Annotated in this window: 16 protein-coding genes; 5 read left to right on the forward strand and 11 right to left on the reverse strand. The window is 52.5% G+C overall.

Translation table 11 applies throughout. The annotated features are described in order from the left end of the window. Positions 1-53: 53 nt before the first annotated feature. Complete coding sequence (locus K2F33_RS26875; protein WP_263879902.1) at positions 54-1466, forward strand: MFS transporter; 1413 nt, start codon at positions 54-56, stop codon at positions 1464-1466. Positions 1467-1611: 145 nt separating this feature from the next. Then, positions 1612-2040 carry a TetR/AcrR family transcriptional regulator gene (locus tag K2F33_RS26880; protein WP_263879904.1) on the forward strand — a complete coding sequence of 143 codons (429 nt, stop codon included), beginning with the start codon at positions 1612-1614 and terminating at the stop codon, positions 2038-2040. 9 nt (positions 2041-2049) lie between these two features. Here the strand turns inward: K2F33_RS26880 and K2F33_RS26885 are convergent, their stop codons facing one another. Both K2F33_RS26885 and K2F33_RS26890 read right to left on the reverse strand, forming a co-directional pair. Continuing rightward, a complete protein-coding gene (locus K2F33_RS26885) occupies positions 2050-2589 on the reverse strand; it encodes a GrpB family protein (protein ID WP_212968879.1) in 540 nt (179 codons plus the stop codon). Between the two features lie 215 nt (positions 2590-2804). Then, positions 2805-3536 carry a L,D-transpeptidase family protein gene (locus tag K2F33_RS26890; RefSeq protein ID WP_412973947.1) on the reverse strand — a complete coding sequence of 244 codons (732 nt, stop codon included), beginning with the start codon at positions 3534-3536 and terminating at the stop codon, positions 2805-2807. A gap of 370 nt (positions 3537-3906) precedes the next feature. On the opposite strand from K2F33_RS26890, the gene K2F33_RS26895 reads away from it, so the two are divergent. Genes K2F33_RS26895 through K2F33_RS26905 form a run of 3 tightly spaced genes read left to right on the forward strand, consistent with a single transcriptional unit; the run spans position 3907 to position 7004 of the window. After that, entirely contained in the window at positions 3907-5166 is a 1260-nt protein-coding gene (locus K2F33_RS26895) for an ABC transporter substrate-binding protein (protein ID WP_089546841.1), read from the forward strand. Positions 5167-5202: 36 nt separating this feature from the next. Further along, on the forward strand, positions 5203-6165 hold the full coding sequence (locus tag K2F33_RS26900; protein WP_373309549.1) for a carbohydrate ABC transporter permease: 963 nt from the start codon (positions 5203-5205) through the stop codon (positions 6163-6165). Between the two features lie 14 nt (positions 6166-6179). Continuing rightward, positions 6180-7004, forward strand: coding sequence for a carbohydrate ABC transporter permease (locus tag K2F33_RS26905; RefSeq protein ID WP_076167304.1), 825 nt, complete (start codon positions 6180-6182; stop codon positions 7002-7004). 162 nt (positions 7005-7166) lie between these two features. On the opposite strand, the gene K2F33_RS26910 is transcribed toward K2F33_RS26905, so the two are convergent. From K2F33_RS26910 to K2F33_RS26950, 9 genes are all read right to left on the reverse strand, one after another. Then, the gene (locus K2F33_RS26910) at positions 7167-7985 is read right to left on the reverse strand and encodes an endonuclease/exonuclease/phosphatase family protein (protein ID WP_263879911.1); all 819 of its coding nucleotides are present in this window, start codon (positions 7983-7985) and stop codon (positions 7167-7169) included. Between the two features lie 14 nt (positions 7986-7999). Further along, positions 8000-11203: an Ig-like domain-containing protein gene (locus tag K2F33_RS26915; RefSeq protein WP_263879913.1), complete on the reverse strand. Its 3204-nt coding sequence runs from the start codon at positions 11201-11203 to the stop codon at positions 8000-8002. A gap of 84 nt (positions 11204-11287) precedes the next feature. Further along, positions 11288-12037, reverse strand: a complete 750-nt coding sequence (locus tag K2F33_RS26920) for a hypothetical protein (protein WP_263879915.1) — start codon at positions 12035-12037, stop codon at positions 11288-11290. A 284-nt stretch (positions 12038-12321) separates the two neighbouring features. Next, positions 12322-14070: a glycoside hydrolase family 35 protein gene (locus tag K2F33_RS26925; RefSeq protein WP_263879916.1), complete on the reverse strand. Its 1749-nt coding sequence runs from the start codon at positions 14068-14070 to the stop codon at positions 12322-12324. 35 nt (positions 14071-14105) lie between these two features. Further along, on the reverse strand, positions 14106-15383 hold the full coding sequence (locus K2F33_RS26930; RefSeq protein WP_263879917.1) for a Gfo/Idh/MocA family protein: 1278 nt from the start codon (positions 15381-15383) through the stop codon (positions 14106-14108). A gap of 18 nt (positions 15384-15401) precedes the next feature. Next, the gene (locus tag K2F33_RS26935) at positions 15402-16289 is read right to left on the reverse strand and encodes a carbohydrate ABC transporter permease (RefSeq protein WP_263879919.1); all 888 of its coding nucleotides are present in this window, start codon (positions 16287-16289) and stop codon (positions 15402-15404) included. Between the two features lie 15 nt (positions 16290-16304). Further along, positions 16305-17195, reverse strand: a complete 891-nt coding sequence (locus tag K2F33_RS26940; RefSeq protein WP_084203737.1) for an ABC transporter permease — start codon at positions 17193-17195, stop codon at positions 16305-16307. Positions 17196-17305: 110 nt separating this feature from the next. Next, a complete protein-coding gene (locus tag K2F33_RS26945; protein ID WP_263879922.1) occupies positions 17306-19036 on the reverse strand; it encodes an extracellular solute-binding protein in 1731 nt (576 codons plus the stop codon). Between the two features lie 119 nt (positions 19037-19155). After that, entirely contained in the window at positions 19156-20490 is a 1335-nt protein-coding gene (locus tag K2F33_RS26950) for a response regulator transcription factor (RefSeq protein ID WP_263879924.1), read from the reverse strand. Positions 20491-20499: the final 9 nt, after the last annotated feature.

The raw sequence follows: 20499 nt of genomic DNA on the forward strand, positions 1-20499 counted from the left end.
CACTATACAACACATCGATGGGTTTGAAAAAGATCATTGGAGGGGTTTAAGGAATGAATGGAACATCCGTCACGGCCGGGACCAAGCCGGCCAACCAAAGAAACCGGTCTTCCTGGCTGCTTGCAGGGCTGTCACTCGGCTACTTCATCGTGCTGCTGGACACGACGGTCGTCACGGTCGCGCTCCCTGCCATCCGGGATGCGCTGGGCGGCGGACTCACCGGAATGAGCTGGATAACGGGTGCGTATACGATGGTATTTGCCAGCATGCTGCTTGGCATGGGTGCGCTGGCCGATCGATTGGGGGCAGCCCGTGTTTTCTTGGGCGGGATTGTCCTGTTTATGTTGGCTTCGGTCCTCTGCGCCGTTTCGCCTGCTATCGGCTGGCTGATCGGCTTCCGGGCGCTGCTCGGCGTCGGCGGAGCGGCACTGCTGCCGTCTTCCCTGACGATCATTGCGGAGACCTTTACGGACCCCGCCCGCCGGGCCAAGGCGCTCGGCATCTGGGCGGCGGTGTCGGGCTTGGCGCTTGCCGCCGGTCCGATCATCGGCGGCATTCTGGTCGACACCCTGGGGTGGCAGAGCATTTTTCTGCTGAATATCCCCGTGGGCATCCTCAGCTGGCTGTGGACGCGGGCGAACGTGGACTTTTCGGCCCGGAAACCCGCACCGTCCGGCATGGATCCGGCCGGTCAGCTTGCCGGCCTGCTGGGTGTGGCGGCTCTGACGAGCGCTTTTATGGAAAGCGAAGAGCTCGGGTGGGGATCACCCGTCATTCTTGTTCTGTTTGCCGCCGCCGTTCTGCTGATCGGCCTGTTCGTCTGGATCGAAAAGCGAAGCCATTCGCCGATGCTGCCGCTGTCCTTGTTCAAAAGCCGGGTGCTCGTGACCGGATTAGCGGCCGGATTGCTTATTAATTTCGGCCTTTCCGGCGTGCTGTTTGTCATGACGCTGTATTTCCAGCAGCTTCATCGTTATTCAGCTATGGGGACAGGCCTGGCATTTCTTGCGCTGACGCTCCCCATGGCGGTGAATCCCATGCTGATGAGCAGGCTGATCAGCAGGTATGGAGCAGCGCGCACCATCGGTACAGGATTTCTCCTGGCATGCACCGGAATGCTGATCCAGGCTCTCCTTCCTGCAGATCCAGGGTATATTCCCACCGGGATTTCACTGCTGCTGATCGGCTGCGGCGTCTCATTCATCCTGCCGCCGCTCGTCTCCGTCGTGATGAGTGCAGCGCCGCAGGGCAAGACAGGAACGGCTTCCGGCGCACTGAATGCCTTCCGTCAGCTCGGTGCTACGCTGGGAGTGGCGCTGCCCGGCGTCCTCATGGCCGCGGCCCCCGATTTGTCCCATGGCGTCATGAGTTCCTTGCTGCTGACAGGCATTCTGTGCCTGGCTGGAAGCGTGCTCGTTTTCCGATATATCGGGGGCACATCTACCAATATGTCTCGAAACCGCTAATCGTCAAAAAGCGTGCCAGGAATTTTATTCCGTTGGCATGCTTTTTTTGCATGCAGGCCGACGCGGATTGACTTCCTCCATTTCGATATGATAGGGCATCAGCACGGCCTTGATCTCGTATCATTTTTCCGACAAACAGGATTTGATGAACCATCTGCTGATGAAGCTGGTGGAGCAGTCAACGTCTTATATTTTGGAACGGATCGAGCAGGCAGGCACGCCGCAGGAGAAGCTCAGCGCGTTCATCACTGCCAGTTTGGCGTATCAGGGAACGCATCCCGCCCACAACACGGCTTTGGTCGAAATCGTGTTTAATGCAAGGACGCCTGATAACGTCCCGTATTACAAGCTTGATGAGGAGGAGGAGGATCCTCTGCTGCAGACATTGGGGAACATCCTGCGTGAGGGTCAGGAAAAGGGCGTTTTCGGGGACTTTCACCTTTCCGTCATGTCCAACATGATTCAAGGCGCGATCGGGGAATATATGCTGAACCCGGCGGTCATCGGCAGGGTCGACCTGGAGACCTACAGCAGCGAACTTGTCCGTATCATTCATCGGGCCGTCCGGGCATAAGCAGGCAGCTTATTCCTCCCATACGTCTTCCAGGGGAAGACCTCTCTCCTCTCTGGCCGCATCGACGACCGATTGAATAAATGCCGTTTTGGCCCGCGTGTAAGCATTCATCGATTCAGCGCTTCGGGCCGCCTGCATTTTAATGGCTCCGTATTCCTCTACGAGCTCCGGATGGCGGCGCAAATAATCGCGGAGCAGCATTTCATTGCGGGTATGGAACTGTTCGTCATAAGGCATCAGATGAACATTGTGCGTCCAGATTCCTTCTGTCGATTTGGCAAATAAATGCCTTCCGCGCATCCCGGTCTCCACGTAAGAATAGCTGGCCGGATCCAGCAGGTCTTTGTAATAAGCAGCCGGACGGAACGGATTCACGCCGACGAACATATCGACCACTGGCTTGGCCCGCTGCCCGGGAATGGCCGTGCTGCCGACATGCTCAAACACGACCGCATCCAAGCCCGCTAATCCGCACAGCCGTTCTTTCTCCAGAGCGAACACGTCCGCCCATTCCGGCAAATAATCCACAATTTCGATTCCGCTATCCATCACGTACACCTCTTTCGTATGTTTTGCCCCCCAACGGCCGGACCTACGCCGCGGCAGCTTCCGCGCTTTATTATCATACACACCCTAACCGGCAGTTCCAACCCTGTTTTTCCCAGGCAATATAGAATGAACTAAAGAAATGAATGCTACTGCCCCCAATTAGTTCAATCTATATAACAGCGCAAAAAAAGGCCGCGCATGCGCGCGGCTCGGGCTTATTTGCCCGTTGTTAGGTTCACCGTATTGGAGGCTCCATCCCACACGACTGAGTAACCGGATATTTCCGACATGTTGCGAAGCGGAAGCATCAGCGAATTCCCCTGGAACCGGGAGGCGGTGATATTTACCGTTTTGCCGTTCACGACAGCCTTGCCGGAGAGCGCCTTATGGGTAATCTTCCGATTTCCCGTGTAGACCGTCACCGTTTGGGTGCTGGCGTTCCATTCAACTGTCCCGCCCAGCACCTCGAAGCAGGCGCGAAGCGGAATGTAGATGCGGGAATCGACCATGATCAAATCCTGCTTCAGCTGAGCTTCCTTTCCATTCACCACCAGCTTACCATCAAACGACTGCACGCCCACTGCATAGCCGTAATTTTGGGCGATCGTTTCAAAACTTTGGCTGGAGGTTGTTATAATAGCCATCGTATGCAGGGGCACCTGCTCGAACAGCCAGTGGATCTCGTCATTGTACATGCGGATGCATCCCGCGCTGACGTACTTTCCGATCGAGTTTTTGTTGCTGTTGCCGTGGATGGCGTACGTCGTCCCCATCGTCCCGTTGACATTGAGGCCGATCCAACGGTCACCGAGCGGATTGCGGGGATCGCCTCCCGGGATCTTTTCTTTGTAATACGGACGGTTTTTGATCTTGTTGACGATTTCAAACGTTCCTTCCGGCGTCAGTTCAGGCGACTTTCCCGTCGCTACCCTGAACTCCTTAACCAACTTTCCGCTGCTAAAATATGCCAGTTTATTCGTCTTTTTATTGACGATAATGAGGTCTTGCGAAGCAATTTTGGCCTCGGCCCCGGCCGGAAACATCCAGCAAAAGGATAGAACTAGAACGAGTGCTGCCGCGGCATAACGGCGATAAAGGCTGCGGACTGACAGTGGCGAACTCCCTCCCTTCAGATGGTAAACCCATATTCAATATATGGCGCGGGGGCGATGTCCTACGACCGTCTTATTTCAAGCAAGCGGTTCCAAAATGTTTTGTAAGCGTTTATAATGTTCGTAGAACGGACACATTTTAGGGATTTAAAGGAGTGATGATACTGCTGCAGTACCATATAGCCGCGATGGGAGGCCGAAAACGATGGCAAAATACCGAATCTTATTAACGTGTTTATTGCTTGTTGCTTTCATGGTTAGCGGATGTTCTAGCGGGTCTTCATCTAATAGCAAAGTGAAAACGCTTACTCTTTGGTACTGGAACCGGAGTCTGGACGATAATTTAATCAACGCGGTTCAGAAGCAGTTTCCGGGAATTCGCATCAACGCCCAAAAAATCGGGGGCGACTTCAAATCCAAGCTGAAAACGACGCTCGCTGCTGGCAGCGGCGGTCCGGATATCGTGGCCTTTAACGACTGGGTCACCGAGCTGTTCCCAAGCGCTGACCGCTTCTACAACCTGTATGATCTCGGAGCGAAGGACATCGAAGGGGACTACCTGGACTGGAAATGGCAGCTTGGGGTCACGCCGAAGGGCGAAATGATCGCCATGCCGATCGACACGGGCCCGACCGCATTGTTTTACCGTGCGGACCTGTTCGAGCAAGCGGGTCTCCCGACCGATCCGGAAGAGGTTCATCAGATGATGGGTACTTGGGAGGACTATTTCGCCGCAGGCGAGAAGCTGCAGAAGGCGCTCGGCGGCAAGGTGAAGCTGCTCGACAACATCGGCCAGGTCTACACCCAGGTCAACGCGCAGTCGGATAAAATTTATTTTGATAAAAATGAAAATTTCATCGGTGAGGATCCTTCCTCCTCCATGAAGAAGGCATGGGACCTGGCGGTCAAAGCCTCTCAAATGGGCCTGCTCGCCAATGCCAGCACGTTCTCCTCCGAGTGGAACGCCGCGATGAACAATGGCAAGATCGCTTCCTTCGTGAGCGCGGTATGGGCGAAGCAAATCCTGATGGACGCGGCCCCGGATACGAAGGGCAAGTGGCGCGTCGCAAGAGCACCGGGCGGAGACGGCAACAACGGCGGTTCCTTCCTCGCCATTATGAAAACGAGCAAATACCCGAAAGAATCCTTCGAGGTGATGAGCTGGCTCCTGAATCCCGAAAACCAGGTGACCAGCTTCAAGGAACTCAACTTGTTTCCTTCCGCCTCCAAGGCGCTCGATTCGGACGTCATGAAGCAGAAAGAGGACTTTTTCGGCGGGCAGGCTACCGGTGAAATTTTTACGGAGTCCGCGCGCAACGTGAAGCCCTCCTATTTCGGCACGAAATACGCCAACCTGAACGGGATCGTGAGCCGCGAGCTGTCATCGGTCGCCCTTCAAGGCAAAAACCCGGATAAAGCATGGGAAGATGCACTATCCCGAGTGAAAAAGGAGCTGCTGCGTTAAACGGTCATACCATCCCGACAATGGAGGTAGAGTCTTATGGGTCAACCATTACAGAAGCGAACTCAATTCGATCCCGGCAGCTCCATGCAGGTGCCGGAGCGGAAGCGGGGATTGGGGTCTGAAATATGGAAGCACCGGAAAGAATACCTGGCCATCTCCCCTTTCTATATTTTGTTTGCCGTCTTCGGCTTGTTCCCGATCCTGTTCTCAATGTATCTTTCTTTCCAAAAGTGGGACGGCATCGGCGTGATGACCTTTAACGGTCTGAACAATTATCAGTTCATGGTCACCGATCCGGAATTTTGGAAGGCGGTCGGCAACACACTTTTGATCTGGATTTATTCGACCATTCCGATGCTGTTCTTCGCGCTCATCATTGCGTTTTTGCTGAATGCGTCGTTCGTGCGGTTCCGTACCTTCTTCCGGATCGGTTACTTTCTGCCGAACGTCACTTCACTCGTTGCGGTGGCGATTGTGTTCAGTACCGTGTTCTCCAACAACTATGGACTTTTGAATTATCTCCTGTCCCTGTTCGGGATTTCCCCCGTGGAATGGCTGAACAAAACCTGGGGCATCCAGCTGGCCGTTTCCATCATGGTCATCTGGCGCTGGGTCGGTTACAATGCGATCATTTATTTGGCGGGACTCCAGAGCATACCTACGGTCCTCTATGAGGCCGCCAAAATTGACGGAGCCACCGGCATCCAGTCCTTCTTTCGCATCACGATCCCGAATTTACGGCCGATCATTCTTTTTACCGTCATTACTTCAACCATCGGTGGCATGCAGATCTTCACCGAATCGCAGGTGCTCGTCGGCAACGACGGCGGCGTCAGCGGCGGAGGTCTGACGATCGTTCTCTACCTGTACCGCGAGGCATTCGTGAACAATTACTTCGGCTACGGCTCGGCCGTCGGCTGGGGCATGTTCATATTGATTGCCCTCATCTCGATCTTCAACTGGCGGGTAGTTCAGGGCGGCGGTGCCAAAGATGAATAAACGGGGTGATACGCATGGTTAAAAGGAAGTCTTCTATCCTGCTGTATTTCGGATTGATCGTCGGACTCATCGTTTCCATCTTTCCTTTTTACTGGCTGGCCGTTATGGCCACGCGTACGACTGCGGAAATCTACAGCTTCCCGCCCAAGTTCTGGTTCGGGACGCAGTTTATCAGCAATGTGACACGGGTGTTTCAGAACATCGATTTCTTCGGCGCGTTTCTCAACACGCTGTTTGTGGCCGGCTGCAGTACTTTGCTGGTCCTGTTCTTTGATTCCCTTGCAGGCTTTACGTTTGCGAAATTCAAATTTCCCGGCAAAAAGTGGCTGTTCGTCCTGCTGCTCGCCACGATGATGGCGCCGTCACAGCTCTCGCTCGTTCCTTCCTTCGTCATCATGGCGAAGTTCGGGTGGGTAGGCTCCTTCAAGGCGCTGATCATTCCCGGCATGGCCAACGCCTTCGGCATTTTCTGGATCCGCCAGTACGCGGAGGAATCCGTTCCATCCGAACTGCTGGATGCCGGCCGGATCGACGGCTGCGGCTTCTTCCGGCTCTATTGGAACGTCGCGATTCCAATCCTTCGCCCGGCGCTGTCATTTCTGGGAGCGTTCACCTTCATCGGTTCCTGGAACGATTACCTTTGGCCGCTGATCATTCTGAATGACGAGCGCAAATTTACGCTGCAGGTGGCGCTTTCCTCCCTGAACGGAATTTATGTGACCGATTATGCGATGGTCATCGCGGGAACGCTGCTCGCCGTCATTCCGCTCATCATATTGTTCCTGTTCGTCAGCAAGCAGTTTATTTCCGACATCGCCGCCGGGGCGATCAAAAGTTGACAGGCTTGCCAGTACATGTGGAAAAGGAAGTCATATGCCGGTCCCGATAAACTGAGGAACACTGTCTAAAGAACAAAAGAACCCTTAGCAAATGGAAAAAGGAAAACCCGCCCATCCGGGCGGGTTTTCACGCTTTTTATAAGCAGGCATATCACGGGGTCATTATCGCTTGAACACGACGTCGACGGCGATCGGCCGGTGATCTGAAGCTTCCGTAGCGATCACTCGTGGATTCGAATGCCGAACTTCAGGCGATGTTACGATGTAATCGATCGTTTCGGACGGTTGGTCTGCCGGAAACGTAAAGGCATCTTCAACGCCTTGAAAGCTGTTGACGAATAAACCGCTGTCTAACAGAGCTTGAAACTCGGGACTATCAGGTTCCGCATTAAAATCGCCCATGAGAAGCTTGGGTCCCTTAGCCGTGGAAGCCAGGTTAACGATTTCCTGCACCTGCGCCTTCCGGCTTGCGGCATCGAGTCCCAGATGCGTATTATACACATCCACATGAACTCCCCGTAAATTGACCACCGCATGCAGAACGCCCCGCTGCTCATCGCCGAAGCTGCTGAGCAGCACATTGTCAGAGCGGAGGATCGGATACTTGCTCAGGATGGCAGTCCCATATTGGCGGTTCTTCGCCTGGCCGTCCGCCGGTTCCAAATCCAGATTGGCACCATACGCGTAGTGATAGCCGAGCAAGCCTGCTAATTCCTTGGTTTGGTCCTGAAAGTCGCTCCGCTCCCCGAAAAACCGGTCCACTTCCTGAAGGCCAACGATCTCCGAGCCGGAATCCCGGATCACATCCGCAATTCGTTTCAGGCTAAGCTGTTCATCCAAACCGACGCCATGATGTATGTTGTACGACATCACGGTTGTGCGAATTTCCTTGCCATTCCCGTGTCCAGCCGCCATGGCGCTCGTTGAAAACAAGGATACGATCAGCAGACTGACGATCGATGTGATGAAGTGTTTTTTCATGATTAACTCTCCCTTCAAAGGTTAGATAACAACTTCGATTCATGAAGAAGCGATTCCGCATCGCGAAGCAGGTACTCCGCAGCGTCGGCAGATACATGTTTTCCCTTTTGAGCGTTGACTTCATGGATAAAGCTGCTTACATTATGATTCTGCAGCTTTTTCAGCAAGCTATTCGCAATCCCTTTGTTGTCAATCCAGCCGGCTTCTGTGAAACGCTGAACCAACTCCTCAAGAGCCGCGTTGCTTGTTTTCACATCAAAGTCAACGGACTTTACGCTGGTATTCCCCGCCAAATCGCTGGCTTTCACGGTGAACGTATGCGCTCCCAGAGCCAGCTCGTACATTGGCGTGTCTTTTACATCCGTCAGAACTTTTCCATCCAGCAGGATTTCCGTTTTCGCGTTATCGACACCAGTCCAGGCATCCGATATTTCAAATCGCGGTTGGAACGTACCAGACGTTAATTCAGAAGTAGTCACAGGGCCCAGCCTGATCTCGGGGGCTGTCCAATCGACCGTTATTTGGCTCGCAGCCTGAAAGTTCCCGTCTTCCGTCGTTGCCGTAATAACAGCTTTCCCCTCTCCTACTGCCTTCACCCGCCCTTGAGCGTCTACCTCAACCACCTGATCATCATCGGTACTCCATTTGACTTTTTTATTGGTCGCGTTGCTGGGACTCACGGCAGCCTGCAGTGCTGCACTGCGATCGGAAGAAGCATTAATAACGATCTCCGGTCGGTCGATCGAAATACCGGTGACGGGTACATGCTCAGGGGTATGCTCAACGATAAGCTCATTCAGCGCGATATTGCCCCATACCCGGTTCGCATCATTCACTTTCAGCCGCAGTTTATAAGCATGAACGGTCGGAAAGGTGACGGTTTGGCTTTCTTTGGTGCTGTCGTTAAGCTTCCATTCGACCGAGGCACCGGGCAATGCGGTTAGCCAGCCGCTTCCGTCGTAATACTCCACGTCAAACTTGGTAATCCCTTGACCTATGCCGAAAAAGGTAACCAACGTGACCTTGTTGACAGGTACCGGATCATGTCCGTAATCGAGCGTGATATAGCCCGGAAAAGATACGTTAACGTCGCTTCCCCATGCCGAGTTCAAATTGTTGTCGATAATGTTTGTGATCGTGCCCGCTCCCGTTGGGAAGGACGTGGTGACCATGTCTTTGGATAAATCCGGATTGTTATATAGTTCTAGTTCGTTCAGCGTGATCCTGCCGGACAGTGCATTTCCTCCATGCACCTTCAATCGGATCTTGGAAAACCGGGTGAGCGGAAACTCTACGGATTTGATTTCATTGGCGCCGTTATTCGAATCCCATGACAGATGAATATTCGTCCGGATAGGCACCCATCCTGAACCGTTGTCGTATTCCAGATCGAAATCCGTGATCCCCGATTCCTGCCCGAATCTCGTATTGAGCTTCAATTGATTGGCAGAAATGGTTTGACCGCCAAAGTCAAGCGTGATATATCCCGGAAAAGAAGGCGAAGCCTCGGTAGACCATGCGGTATCATAAAACTTATCGTTGATATTCTCAATCGGCTGTGAAGACGACGAACGAAATGTCGTGCTTGCGGCAGCCTGTGGAGCCAAGTCATCGACAGGCGTGTTGACCGGCCGTATCTGAACGACGTCGATGGGATCAGGCATAGAACCGGCTGGAGGCACGCTGCCTTCGTATTCATGTGCGCCGATATCCGGAGCCTCATTGTATAACGGATTGCCGAAGTAGTCCCTTCCTCCGTTTTCATTGATGCGAATGCCTGCACCGATCAAAGGAGAATCGGCCAGCAGCTTATAACCGTCGACGGTATTCATCCCATCCGCTCCGCTGCCGGGATTCGCAAATTTCGGATCGCCGGTTACCCCATGGGCATCGGCCTGAACGAGCGTGTTCCCGCCGTAATACGCGTTATAATCGAACGTTTGCCCCCTCAAATCCCAGCCTTTATCCCCGAGACTGTAATAGACATTGTTGTAATTTTTAATGTTGCGCGGAGCGCCGGAAGCCTTGGTGAAATAATCACTCATAACCGGGTTCCCGGATGATTTGCCGACGTAAACCGTGTTATTGTAGTTATACACGTTATCGATCGATCCGCTGTACCGGAAAATGCTTTTTCGGTCATTCTGGCTGATGTTATACCTTACGACCGTATTGATCGTGTCATACGTATCGTTTACGAACAGCATAAACCCGCCAGCGTTATCATGACTGTAGTTGTACTGGACGAGCGAACCGATGTTTCCTGCGTCCACGTCAAAGCCGTGACCGTCTTCAGCCCCGTTGACGCTGGCAAAAGATTCGTTGAATTGGACAAGATTGTTGTCCGAATATGCCCACCAAATGGAAGCATTCGTCGCCAGATATGTAGCCTGCCCTACCGTATTGCGCTCGACAACCGCTCCATCGGTTACGTTCCAGGCAATTCCTCCCGTTGCGGCTCTGAGGACGGTGTTGTTGGATATTTTCACACGAGTCGAAGGCGTCCAAGGCCCGTAAGGCTTCGGCACCCACGGCCATAAATCGCCCATTCCGTTACGCAGGATGCAGTTGGAACCGATGTAAATGCCATAGGCATCCACGTCCGTCAGCATATTACCGTCAATCAGGACGTCGTCAAAAGCGCTGGGCGTCGTAGACCCGACCGAGTCGACAATAATTCCGCCGGATCGAGTCGTATAAGAACCGTCTACATCATGAATGTTTAAATTTTTGATATGAATATGGTGCAGCAGTCCCGCTTCTTCGTTTAAGATGTAGACGCCCCGCCGTTGTCCGCGCGGGTTTTCCCAGTCTCTGTCAAATGGCAGTGGGGAGCTGTTCGTCACTTCCAGGTTGCTGATCTCCCAATACTGCTGATTTTTCAAAAAAACAGCTTCCAGTTCTGACGTCACGCCGGCGATTAACGGCTTGCTGCCTTCCCCATACTTATCAATGATGATGGGACTTCCCTGTGCGCCCGAGCCTTTGGGCCACAGCCTGCCATTCCAGCTTTCTCCGGCTTTAAACAGAATCTTGTCCCCCGGGGAAAACGTAGTCGCATTGACTTTGTCCAATGTCTTCCAGGCAGAACCTTCGCTTGTTCCGTTATTCCCGTCGTCCCCTCCTGTACTGTCTACGTAATAAGTCGTGCCGGATGCCATCGCGGCCTGCGGCAAAGCGGTGAAGAAAGAACAAACCATGGAGACAATCAAAGTCATGCAGAACACTTTACCTCCCCATTTCCTCAAAAAGCATCATCCTTTCGTTTTATCATGTATGTAAAGCCCATAGGCGTTACATCGTTACATTTGAAACGAATCGTATGGTCCCTGGTTCACGACGACCTTTGCTTCGGAGATGCGTTCGCGGACATAGCCCGCGTATTTATAGTCGATGTAGTCTTTGACTACTTGGTCTTTGACAGCGTCAAATGACTGATCCTTCGTTTCCGCGCTTTCTCGAGACTGGTAATACAGCTTCAGCTGCTGTTCATCGGGCTTCCAATCGTGTTCCATCAGATGGTTTTTGACGGATACGATTGCGTTTGTTATGACGTATTCAAAATAAGCATCCTCACTGTAGGAGGCGGGTCCGAAAACAACCTGATGATCGCGGATCGCTTTTTGCCTTCTCTTGTTTTCACGCTCGAGGGACTGTACAAAACTGTCCTCATCGATATCCCGCAGCACTCCCTGCTCCTGCGCAATGATTTGCTGAATTTTGATGTTCACACTCGTTTCCAGCGCTCTTTGTTTGATCATCTCCAGCGGAATTTGCCCTCCGTAAGACGTGGTCCAAAACGCCGGCGACGGCTCTGCGCCATATTTCTCATAAAAATAGCTGATGACTCCAGCTTTATTTGCAGTGATGGATCTGCGGAATTCGTTGATATGAACGGGTACACCGTTAACCGTCGCGATCACCTCAGCGTGATGCTTCGTCTTTGAAAACCCGGACCCTGCAGTAAATATAACGATCACAGAACCTAAGACCAACAATCCGGCAATCATCAGCCATTTAGGACTGCCAAAATGATGAATGATTTTAACCATATGCATCCCTCGCCAGCCTATTTTTTGATCATGCAGTAATCAATATCGCCTTTAATCTTTGACGTGTTATATCATTATAAAGCCCGAAAGAAAGCGCATCCATTTCTCGATCTTTACAAACCTTTCACTTTCTTTACCTCATGGATCCGGTGGTGGATACATCATCAGGGGATCTCTTAAACTTTGGATTCAACACTAAGGCCGGCTCAACGCAAAAAAACTCTAAGCCTGATCAATGATCAAGCTTAGAGTTGCAAGGAGCTGGTTCCAGATCCATAAAGCGGCTATCCTAAATCAGGCTGCTCACCAAATTCAATTTCCGGCAGCTCCGTACCGAACAATTCGAAAACGACGATTTCGTTGGCACCCTCCCGCAGCAGCGGCCCCGGCACATACAGCGTTTTTTGCGGCCCGATGTTCCAATACCGGCCAAGGTTGAAGCCATTGATAAACACGACGCCCTTGGTCCAGCCGTTCAAGCTCAGAAAGGTGTCTGCCCGTTCGTGAACCTGCAGCTGCCCACGATAAAAGGCAGGGCCTTGCTGCGGCTGCAGCTCGTGAAAATCGAGACCGGACAAGTCGTTTAACGGCAGCGGGTACGTCGTCCATTCCGATAAAAACTGCCTTCCGTGCCGCACGCCCTCGGTGATTCCCTTCCTGTCTTTCATGTACGGGCCATAATTGATCCGGCCCATATTCTCCACGAGCAGCGTAAACTGGACGCCGCCCGGCGGAACCGCGAACTCGATTTTCGTATCGGGCTCGCTGCGGTCCAATGTCCCGGCAAGTTCCCCGTTCAGATAGACCAGAGCGCGGTCGCGCAGATCCTGAACGAACAGCTCCTCCTTAGGTCGGGGGCCCGGGATCAACGTACTGTACTGAATAAAACCGTAATTCTGGCCGAGCTTCTCCATCGGTTCGGGATAGGGAGAGCGTACCGCCGCCGAAATCCGGTCCAGATTGCCGGCCAAGGGAGCAAGCTCCGTCATTGCCACTTTACCGTATGCTTTCTTGGCGATGGGGGCCGGCAGCCCGTCCGCTGCAAGCGGCTTATACTTTGCGATGATGTCACGAACGGCAAAATATTTGTCCGTCGGCTCACCGTTTTCGTTTAACAGCGCATCATAATCGTAGCTGGTGACCGTTGGCTCATAGCTGTCTTCCGTATGGCCGTTGGCTCCGCTCCAGAAGCCGAAGTTTGTGCCCCCATGGAACATATAAAAGTTAACGGAGGCTCCCAGGCTGAGCATTTCATCCAGAACAAAAGCGGCATCCTCCGCCGGACGGGTATGATGCTCCTCACGCCAGTGGTCAAACCAGCCGTCCCAGAATTCCATGCACATGACCGGCGCATCCGGCTGATACTCCCGCAGCTTCTCGAAGGATTCCCGGGCGCGGGAGCCGAAATTGACCGTTGCCAGGACGTCTTCCACCATCCCGCCCTGGAGCATGGCGTCTTCCGGACCATCCGAAGTAAACAGAAGCACGTCCATCCCCCGGCTGATCATCGCATTTTTCAAATAGTTCAGGTACTGCTTGTCGTTGCCGTAACTCCCGTATTCGTTTTCGATTTGCAGCGCGATCACCGGGCCTCCCTGGGTACAGAGCAGAGGCTTCAGCTTAGGAAGGAGCACATCATAGTAATCATCGACATGGTCGAGGAACGGCTGATGGTAACAGCGCAGGCGCATATCCGAATCCGCCAGCAGCCAGGAAGGCAGCCCCCCGAATTCCCATTCCGCGCAGATGTACGGTGATGGCCGAACGATAACATAAAGTCCGAGGCTGCCAGCCAGTTCGATAAACTTCACCAAATCAGCGATGCCCTCAAACTGGAATTCCCCTTTCTGCGGTTCATGCAAATTCCACGGCACATACGTTTCCACGGTGTTCAAACCGCAGGCTTTCAGTTTGATGAGCCGGTCCTCCCAATACTCCGGTACGACACGGAAGTAGTGAATCGCTCCCGACAAAATTTGAACCGGCTCATCATTCATATAAAAAGCAGATCCCGAATATCGAAACGTAGACATAAGTTCCTCCTGTGGATTAGGTTGAAGGTATCGTATTAAACTGATGGCTCGCGGACGGCGTAACGCTGTTCGAACTCCTTCAAACGGATGATCTCGCCCGCAATTCTGGACTCTTCAGCGGCGAACGCCATCAGATGGCTCTGGACGGAATGGTCTGCAGATGTAAGGCCTTGAGCCTTGGCGTCCACCCGTACCAGCTTGAGGAAATCGCTCATCAGCTTCATATCGCCGCCGCCATGGCCCACATGGCCGCCCATGTCCCCGAACGTAATCCGTTCGACTTTGCCGCTGCCGAAGTGAATGATTTCGATTTCGTTTTTCTCCATCGCTCCGCGGATTTCCCCTGTCGTGCCCATCAGCTTGATCGTGCGGCTTACGTCTCTTGTAAATGCGCTCATCGTAAACGCAGCCGTGATACCGCCCTCAAACTCGAGATTCACGACCTGATGGTCGACGACGTCGTTATCGCAGTGATATACGCATCTGCCGTATGACCCTTCCTGCAGCGCTTTGTAACGGGCTTCGTAGCTCATGTCGTCACTGATGGCCGAAGTCGGCCAGTTCGTATCTTCGGTTAAATATTGATCGGGCGCATAATAAAGGCATTCATCCGCGACCGGACAGCCGTCCAGGCAGCGGAGCGGAGCTCCTTCAGGCGCTTCGGCTGCCGTAAAATGGCTGAGCGTGCCGAAGGAAGATACTTTGACGCAGTCCGCACCGGCAAGCCACAGCAGAATATCCAGGTCATGGCAGGACTTGGCCAGAATCATCGGGCTGGAGTCCTCCTTGCGGCGCCAATTCCCTCTGACAAAGCTGTGCGCTTGATGCCAGTACCCCACATTCTCATTATGCTGGATCGACATCAACCGCCCGATCGCACCATCTGCCAGCAAGCTTTTCAGCGTCTGGAAAAACGGAGTATACCGAAGGACATGACAGATGGAAAACACAAGTCCGGCTTGCGAAGCCATCTCCCCCATCCGGATGCACTCCCCGGGATCGGGTGACATCGGTTTTTCCAGCAGCACGTGATAGCCTGCCTGCAGCGCCTGCATGGTCGGCTCGAAATGCTGTTGATCCTGGGTACAGATCAGCACGGCGTCGGCCAACTTCGGAGCTTGGAACAGATCGTCCCAATGCTCAAAGCACATCGAATCCTCCAGCCCGTGCCTCGCCTGAAAGCTTTCCCTCCGTTCCTTGACCGGCTCCGCCACGGCAACTACCTCAAGCTCATGCGGATGCGACAGCGCATATTCCAGGTAATTGATGCCGCGCAGGCCCGCTCCGATCAAGGCAACTTTTACTTTTTTCACGTCTTCTTTCCCCTTTCGTTATTCCTTGACGCTTCCGACCGTCATCCCTTTGACGAAGTATTTTTGCAGGAACGGATATACGACCATGATCGGCAGCGCCCCCATAAATATCTGTGCCGTCTGCAGCGTTTTCTCGCTCAAATTTTCCATCGCTTTGATTTGTTCAATGGAAACGGACGTCATTTGGGAGTTGATCGACATAATGAGTGTGGACAAATAGGTCTGCAGCGGATATTTCTCCGGTGAATTCAAGTATAAGATGCCGTCGAACCAGGAGTTCCAGTGCCCTACGATCGTAAACAGGCCGATGGTCGCGATCGAAGGTAAAGAGACCGGCAAATAGATCCGCCATAAAATTCTCCAGTGTCCCGCGCCGTCGATCGTGGCGGCCTCGTCCAGCTCCCGCGGAATGGTGCGGAAGAAATTCAGCATCAGCACCATGTTCCATACATTCAGCGCGCCCGGCAAAATCAACGCCCAGATGGAATCGATCAAACCTGTATTTTTCACGATGATATACGTAGGAATGAGACCTCCGCCGAAAAACATCGTAATCGCAAAGAACCAGACATAGACCGTCCGATACTTAAACTGGTCGACCGACTTGGATAGCGGATAAGCCGAAATAAAGCAAAGGAACATGTTAACCGCCGTGCCAAGTGCTACCCGTTCAATCGAAACCCCAAACGAACGGAAAAACTCTACCTTTTGCCCAAGGTACCGGTATGCGTCAAAGTTGAAGCCGACCGGCCACAGTTTGACCTCGCCGGCCATTGCCGCCGTATTCGAACTGAGGGACACGGACAGAAGGTGGACAAACGGAATAATGCCAAGAAGCGTAATCGCCGTCAGCAGCGCCGAATTGAAAATGACGAACATTTTTCTGCTCAAAGTTGGTTTGTGCATCTCTCTGCCTCCAGCTTAAAAAATGCGATAATTGTTGTATTTGTAAGCCGCGTAATAGGTTAGCGACACCAAAACCAAAGATATCGCGGATTTAAACAGTCCGACGGCGGCGGCAGGTCCGAATTGCTGACTGAACATACCAAGCCGGTATACGAACGTATCGATGATATCCGCTCCCTCATACACGGTCGGGTTATACATGATCAGGATTTGTTCAAATCCGGCATTCAAAATCCCGCCAAGGCTGAGCACTCCGAGTAATATCAATATCGGTGCCATGCCCGGCAGCGTAATGTGAATCATCTGCTTCCATCTTCCCGCGCCGTCAACCTCGGCCGCTTCGTACAGCGTGGCATTGATTCCGGTGATGGCGGCGAGCATAACGATCATGTTATAGCCCATCCCTTTCCAGACGTCGGACCCGATCACGATGCCGCGGAACCACTCGTTATCCAGCATGAACATGATCGGCTTCAGCCCCATTCCCGTCAGCAGTCCGTTAACGGGTCCACTCAGGGAAAACAGCTCGATAATGACACCGCCTAGAACGGTCCATGATAGAAAAAAGGGCAGAAATACGGCCGATTGGATAAAGCGGGAAAACCACCGCTTGGTGACTTCATTCAGCAGCAATGCCAGAATTAGCGGAACTAACAGGAACAACACCATTTTAATAACCGCGATCACGATCGTATTCCACAGCACTTGCTTGAAATCAGGCATCGCAAATACATATTTGAAATTGTCAAAACCAACGAACTTCGAATGAAAAAAGCCGGACAGTGGCTCAAACTGCTGGAAAGCCATGACGAGACCGGCCATGGGGCCGTAGGCATAAATCAGCGTCACGATAACGCCGGGCAGCAGCATGAGATGAAGGATATATTCCTTTTTCAGCGTTCTCACAGATGGACCTCCCCGTTCAATCGTAAACAGGAGGAATCGCCAGGACTAAAGCAGGCTCCTCCTCCCGTTTCACTTCATTTCAGGATTGCTAGCGGCAATCGCGAATCGAATTATTTCGCAGCCTGCTGACTGTACCAGTCGTTAACCTCTTTGGTAATTTGATCGCCGCCAAGGGATTTCCAGCTCTGAACGAACTTGTCGAAATCGTCCAGGGATCCGCCCAAAATGATCTTCGTAAACGCTTCCTGCATCAGCTTATCGAGCTGGGCGCCCTTTTCGACCTGCGTTTCTGTCGGCAATCCGAAGAACTCGTTGTTCACGAAAGCTCCGCTTTCCTTGATCTTCCGTGTCATCCCCCAACCGCCGTCTTTCGCCGCGCGGCTGAAGTATTGGCCCCAGTTTACGCCTTTGGAAGCGTTAGCCGTGTTGCCTGCAAGGTAATCCTGAGCTGCTTTGAACACATCGGCCACATTTTTGTAGTTCTCGTCATCCAGCGTAATTTCGGTCTGCTTCGCATCGAGTGCCTTGTTGACTTCCGTGTAGATCGTATCGATCTGGGCCGGGTTATAAATCCGCGGATTAAACCAGTTATAGACGTATCCGTTTTCCGCTTTGTTTTGTTCCATGTATTTCTTTTTGCCTTTTTCGATGTAGAAGTTGATCATTTTGATGGCAGCTTCCGGATTTTTCATTTTCTTGTTGACGGCATACACTTTTCCGCTCCGGATTTTAGGCACCAGCGATTTGCCCGGACCGTCCAGACCCGGAATTTGAATGGCGATCCACTCTGCCTTCGGATCCTTGTCCACGTTCAGGTTCAGCGGATAGTTCGGATACCACCATTCCCCGTAGACGATGCCGACTTTGCCTGCCGTAATGTCTTCGACAGCCTTGTTTTCGTCCTTCAAAGCGAACTCTTTGTCCAAAATGCCTTCTTTGTACCAGGATTGCAGCTTGCCAAGCGCATTCTTCACTTCCGGTTGAATCAAGCCGGGAATCAGCTTGCCGCTGCTGTCCTTGATCCAGGCGGATTGATTGTCGCCAATCGACGGATACGCCCCGAAGCCGTTAAAGAAGCCTCGCAGATCATAAGCCCAGAAGAACAGATTTTTTTGCAGCGATACGCCGTACGTATCGTTTTGTCCGTTTTGGTCCGGGTCGTTCTCAACAAATGCCTTCGCGACCTTATCCAGATCATCCATCGTCGCAGGCGGCTGCAGTTTCAGGTTGTCGAGCCAGTCTTTACGAAGCCATAGCAGCTGCGTCGACAGGAACGGGTCCTCGAATGCAGGGATACCGAGCAGCTTACCGTCTTCGGAGAACGTCTTCATCGCAAAGCCGCCGTCGGACTCCATGTATTTCTTCAATTCCGGTGAAGCGTAATCGTTGTAAGCTGCGGTCAAATCAGCGAGCATGCCCTGCTTCTTCAGCTTTTCGAAGTTTTTCTGGTCCAGCTCCATAATGTCCGGCAGGTCGGCCGATGCCATCGCGAGCGAGAATTTTTGCTCGAATTGGCTGGATGGAACGGTCCATTTGTACTTGACCTCGATGTTTAACATGTCTTTCAGGTCTTTGAGGTAAGCATTTTGGTCAGGCGTAATGCCTTTCGGCGTCCGCGGGTCCTCTGGCGGGTTATAACCGAGCACCTCCGTTACGGTTACCGTTTCAGGGTATTTGCCAAGCGGCTCGGGCGGTGCGTCTGTGCTCTTGGTTTCTTCCTTGGATGCAGGATCTGCGGCTGAGGTTGCCGACGAATCGTTCCCCTGGCTCGAGCATGCCGTGAATAACGAAAGAGAAATTGTGGCGAGCAAAAGCAATTTCCATGGCTTGTGTAATTTCATATTGATGGCCTTCCCCCTTTGTATGCTGTCATCTTGTTATCGCTTCACGTCATCATTATAGATTCCGAAGGAAAGCGCTATCAATTTTGAGTTTTTTACTTTGCTTTCACTTTTTTTACTTATTTGGAGTTCCGGTATTCCTGGGGAGAAACCCCCATCTTTTTCTTGAAAAAGGTCGTGAAATAGGAATGCGAATCGAAGCCGACCCGGGCGGCGATTTCGATCAACTTAAGATTGGTGTGCTGCATCAGGTGAAGCGCGCATTCCAGCTTTTTCGACTGGATATAATCCTGCAAATTTTGTCCGGTCATCTGTTTGTAGTAACGCGACAAGTAAGACGGATTGAAATGGACATGCTCCGCAATCGCGGTCAGGGACACATCACCGGACAGATGGTGCTGGATGAAGCTCTGAATCTGGTTGATCACCCAGGATTTCATGTCTTCCTGCTTCATTTGCCCGGATTCCGGCGAAAATTCTTGATGGGCCTGCTCAATATCAATCACGATCATCTTGTGGCCAAAAGAGACTCGGGACTCCAGTGCACCGAGCAGCGCGCTGTATTGGTCGCGGATCGTCTCCCAGCCCTTGCTCAAATCGCCGGAAACGCCGAATGACACGGATACGCCAAGCAGGCTTTCGCATTCATTTTGCACCAGTTCCAGGATCCCCTTCATATACGCCATGAATCCTTTCCAAGCCGGTGCCTCCGGATCAGGGTGAAGGAAACGGCCGAGCAGTTCCGCCTGCGGCTGAAGCAGCCACACAACGATATGTTCATCCGATATGGAGGACTCACAGGTGATCGAGTCAGGCAGGTTATTATGAAACGCCCTTTGCACGGATTCCAGCGCTTCCTGCGGTTTCAAATCCTCCGGGTTGTCGATCCTGCCGATGACTACAAATGCCGGTTCTTCCGCATTCAGCCGGAAATCCAGCTCCTCGTACCGGGGATCGGCCAGAAGCGAAGCTGCAGGTTCCCCCTTCAGCATCCTTCTGATGCGTTCATTTTTCAAGACGGGAGCGGCGATTTGAAAATGCATGCTGGCCTTTTCTTCCCGGATTCTGCGGCTGTTCTCCTCGTCAAGCTTATGGCAGGCTTCCCCAACGGCCCGAAAAATCGGGTCGATACCCTCGGTTTTTAATATGTAATTGTCCGCACTCTTCCGCAGCGCAGCCTGCACGTAATCGAATTCGCTGTAACCGGTCAGAAAAATGATTCTGCAGTGCGGCCAATAATAGGCAATTTCGTCGACCAGCTGCAGTCCGGTTTTTTGGGGCATCCGGATATCGCTGACCAAAATGTCGAGCTTCATCTTCTTGGCGATGCTCAGCGCCTGCGCGGCTGAATAGGCTTTACATACATCGAGTTCGAATTCCGTATTTTCCTGAAAAAGCTGAATTAGCCCGTTTACGATAACCGGCTCGTCATCCACGATCAACAATCGGTACATGATGCTGCC

The organism is Paenibacillus sp. PSB04, from assembly GCF_025809195.1.
In the GTDB taxonomy this organism is placed as follows: Bacteria; Bacillota; Bacilli; order Paenibacillales; family Paenibacillaceae; genus Paenibacillus_AQ; species Paenibacillus_AQ favisporus.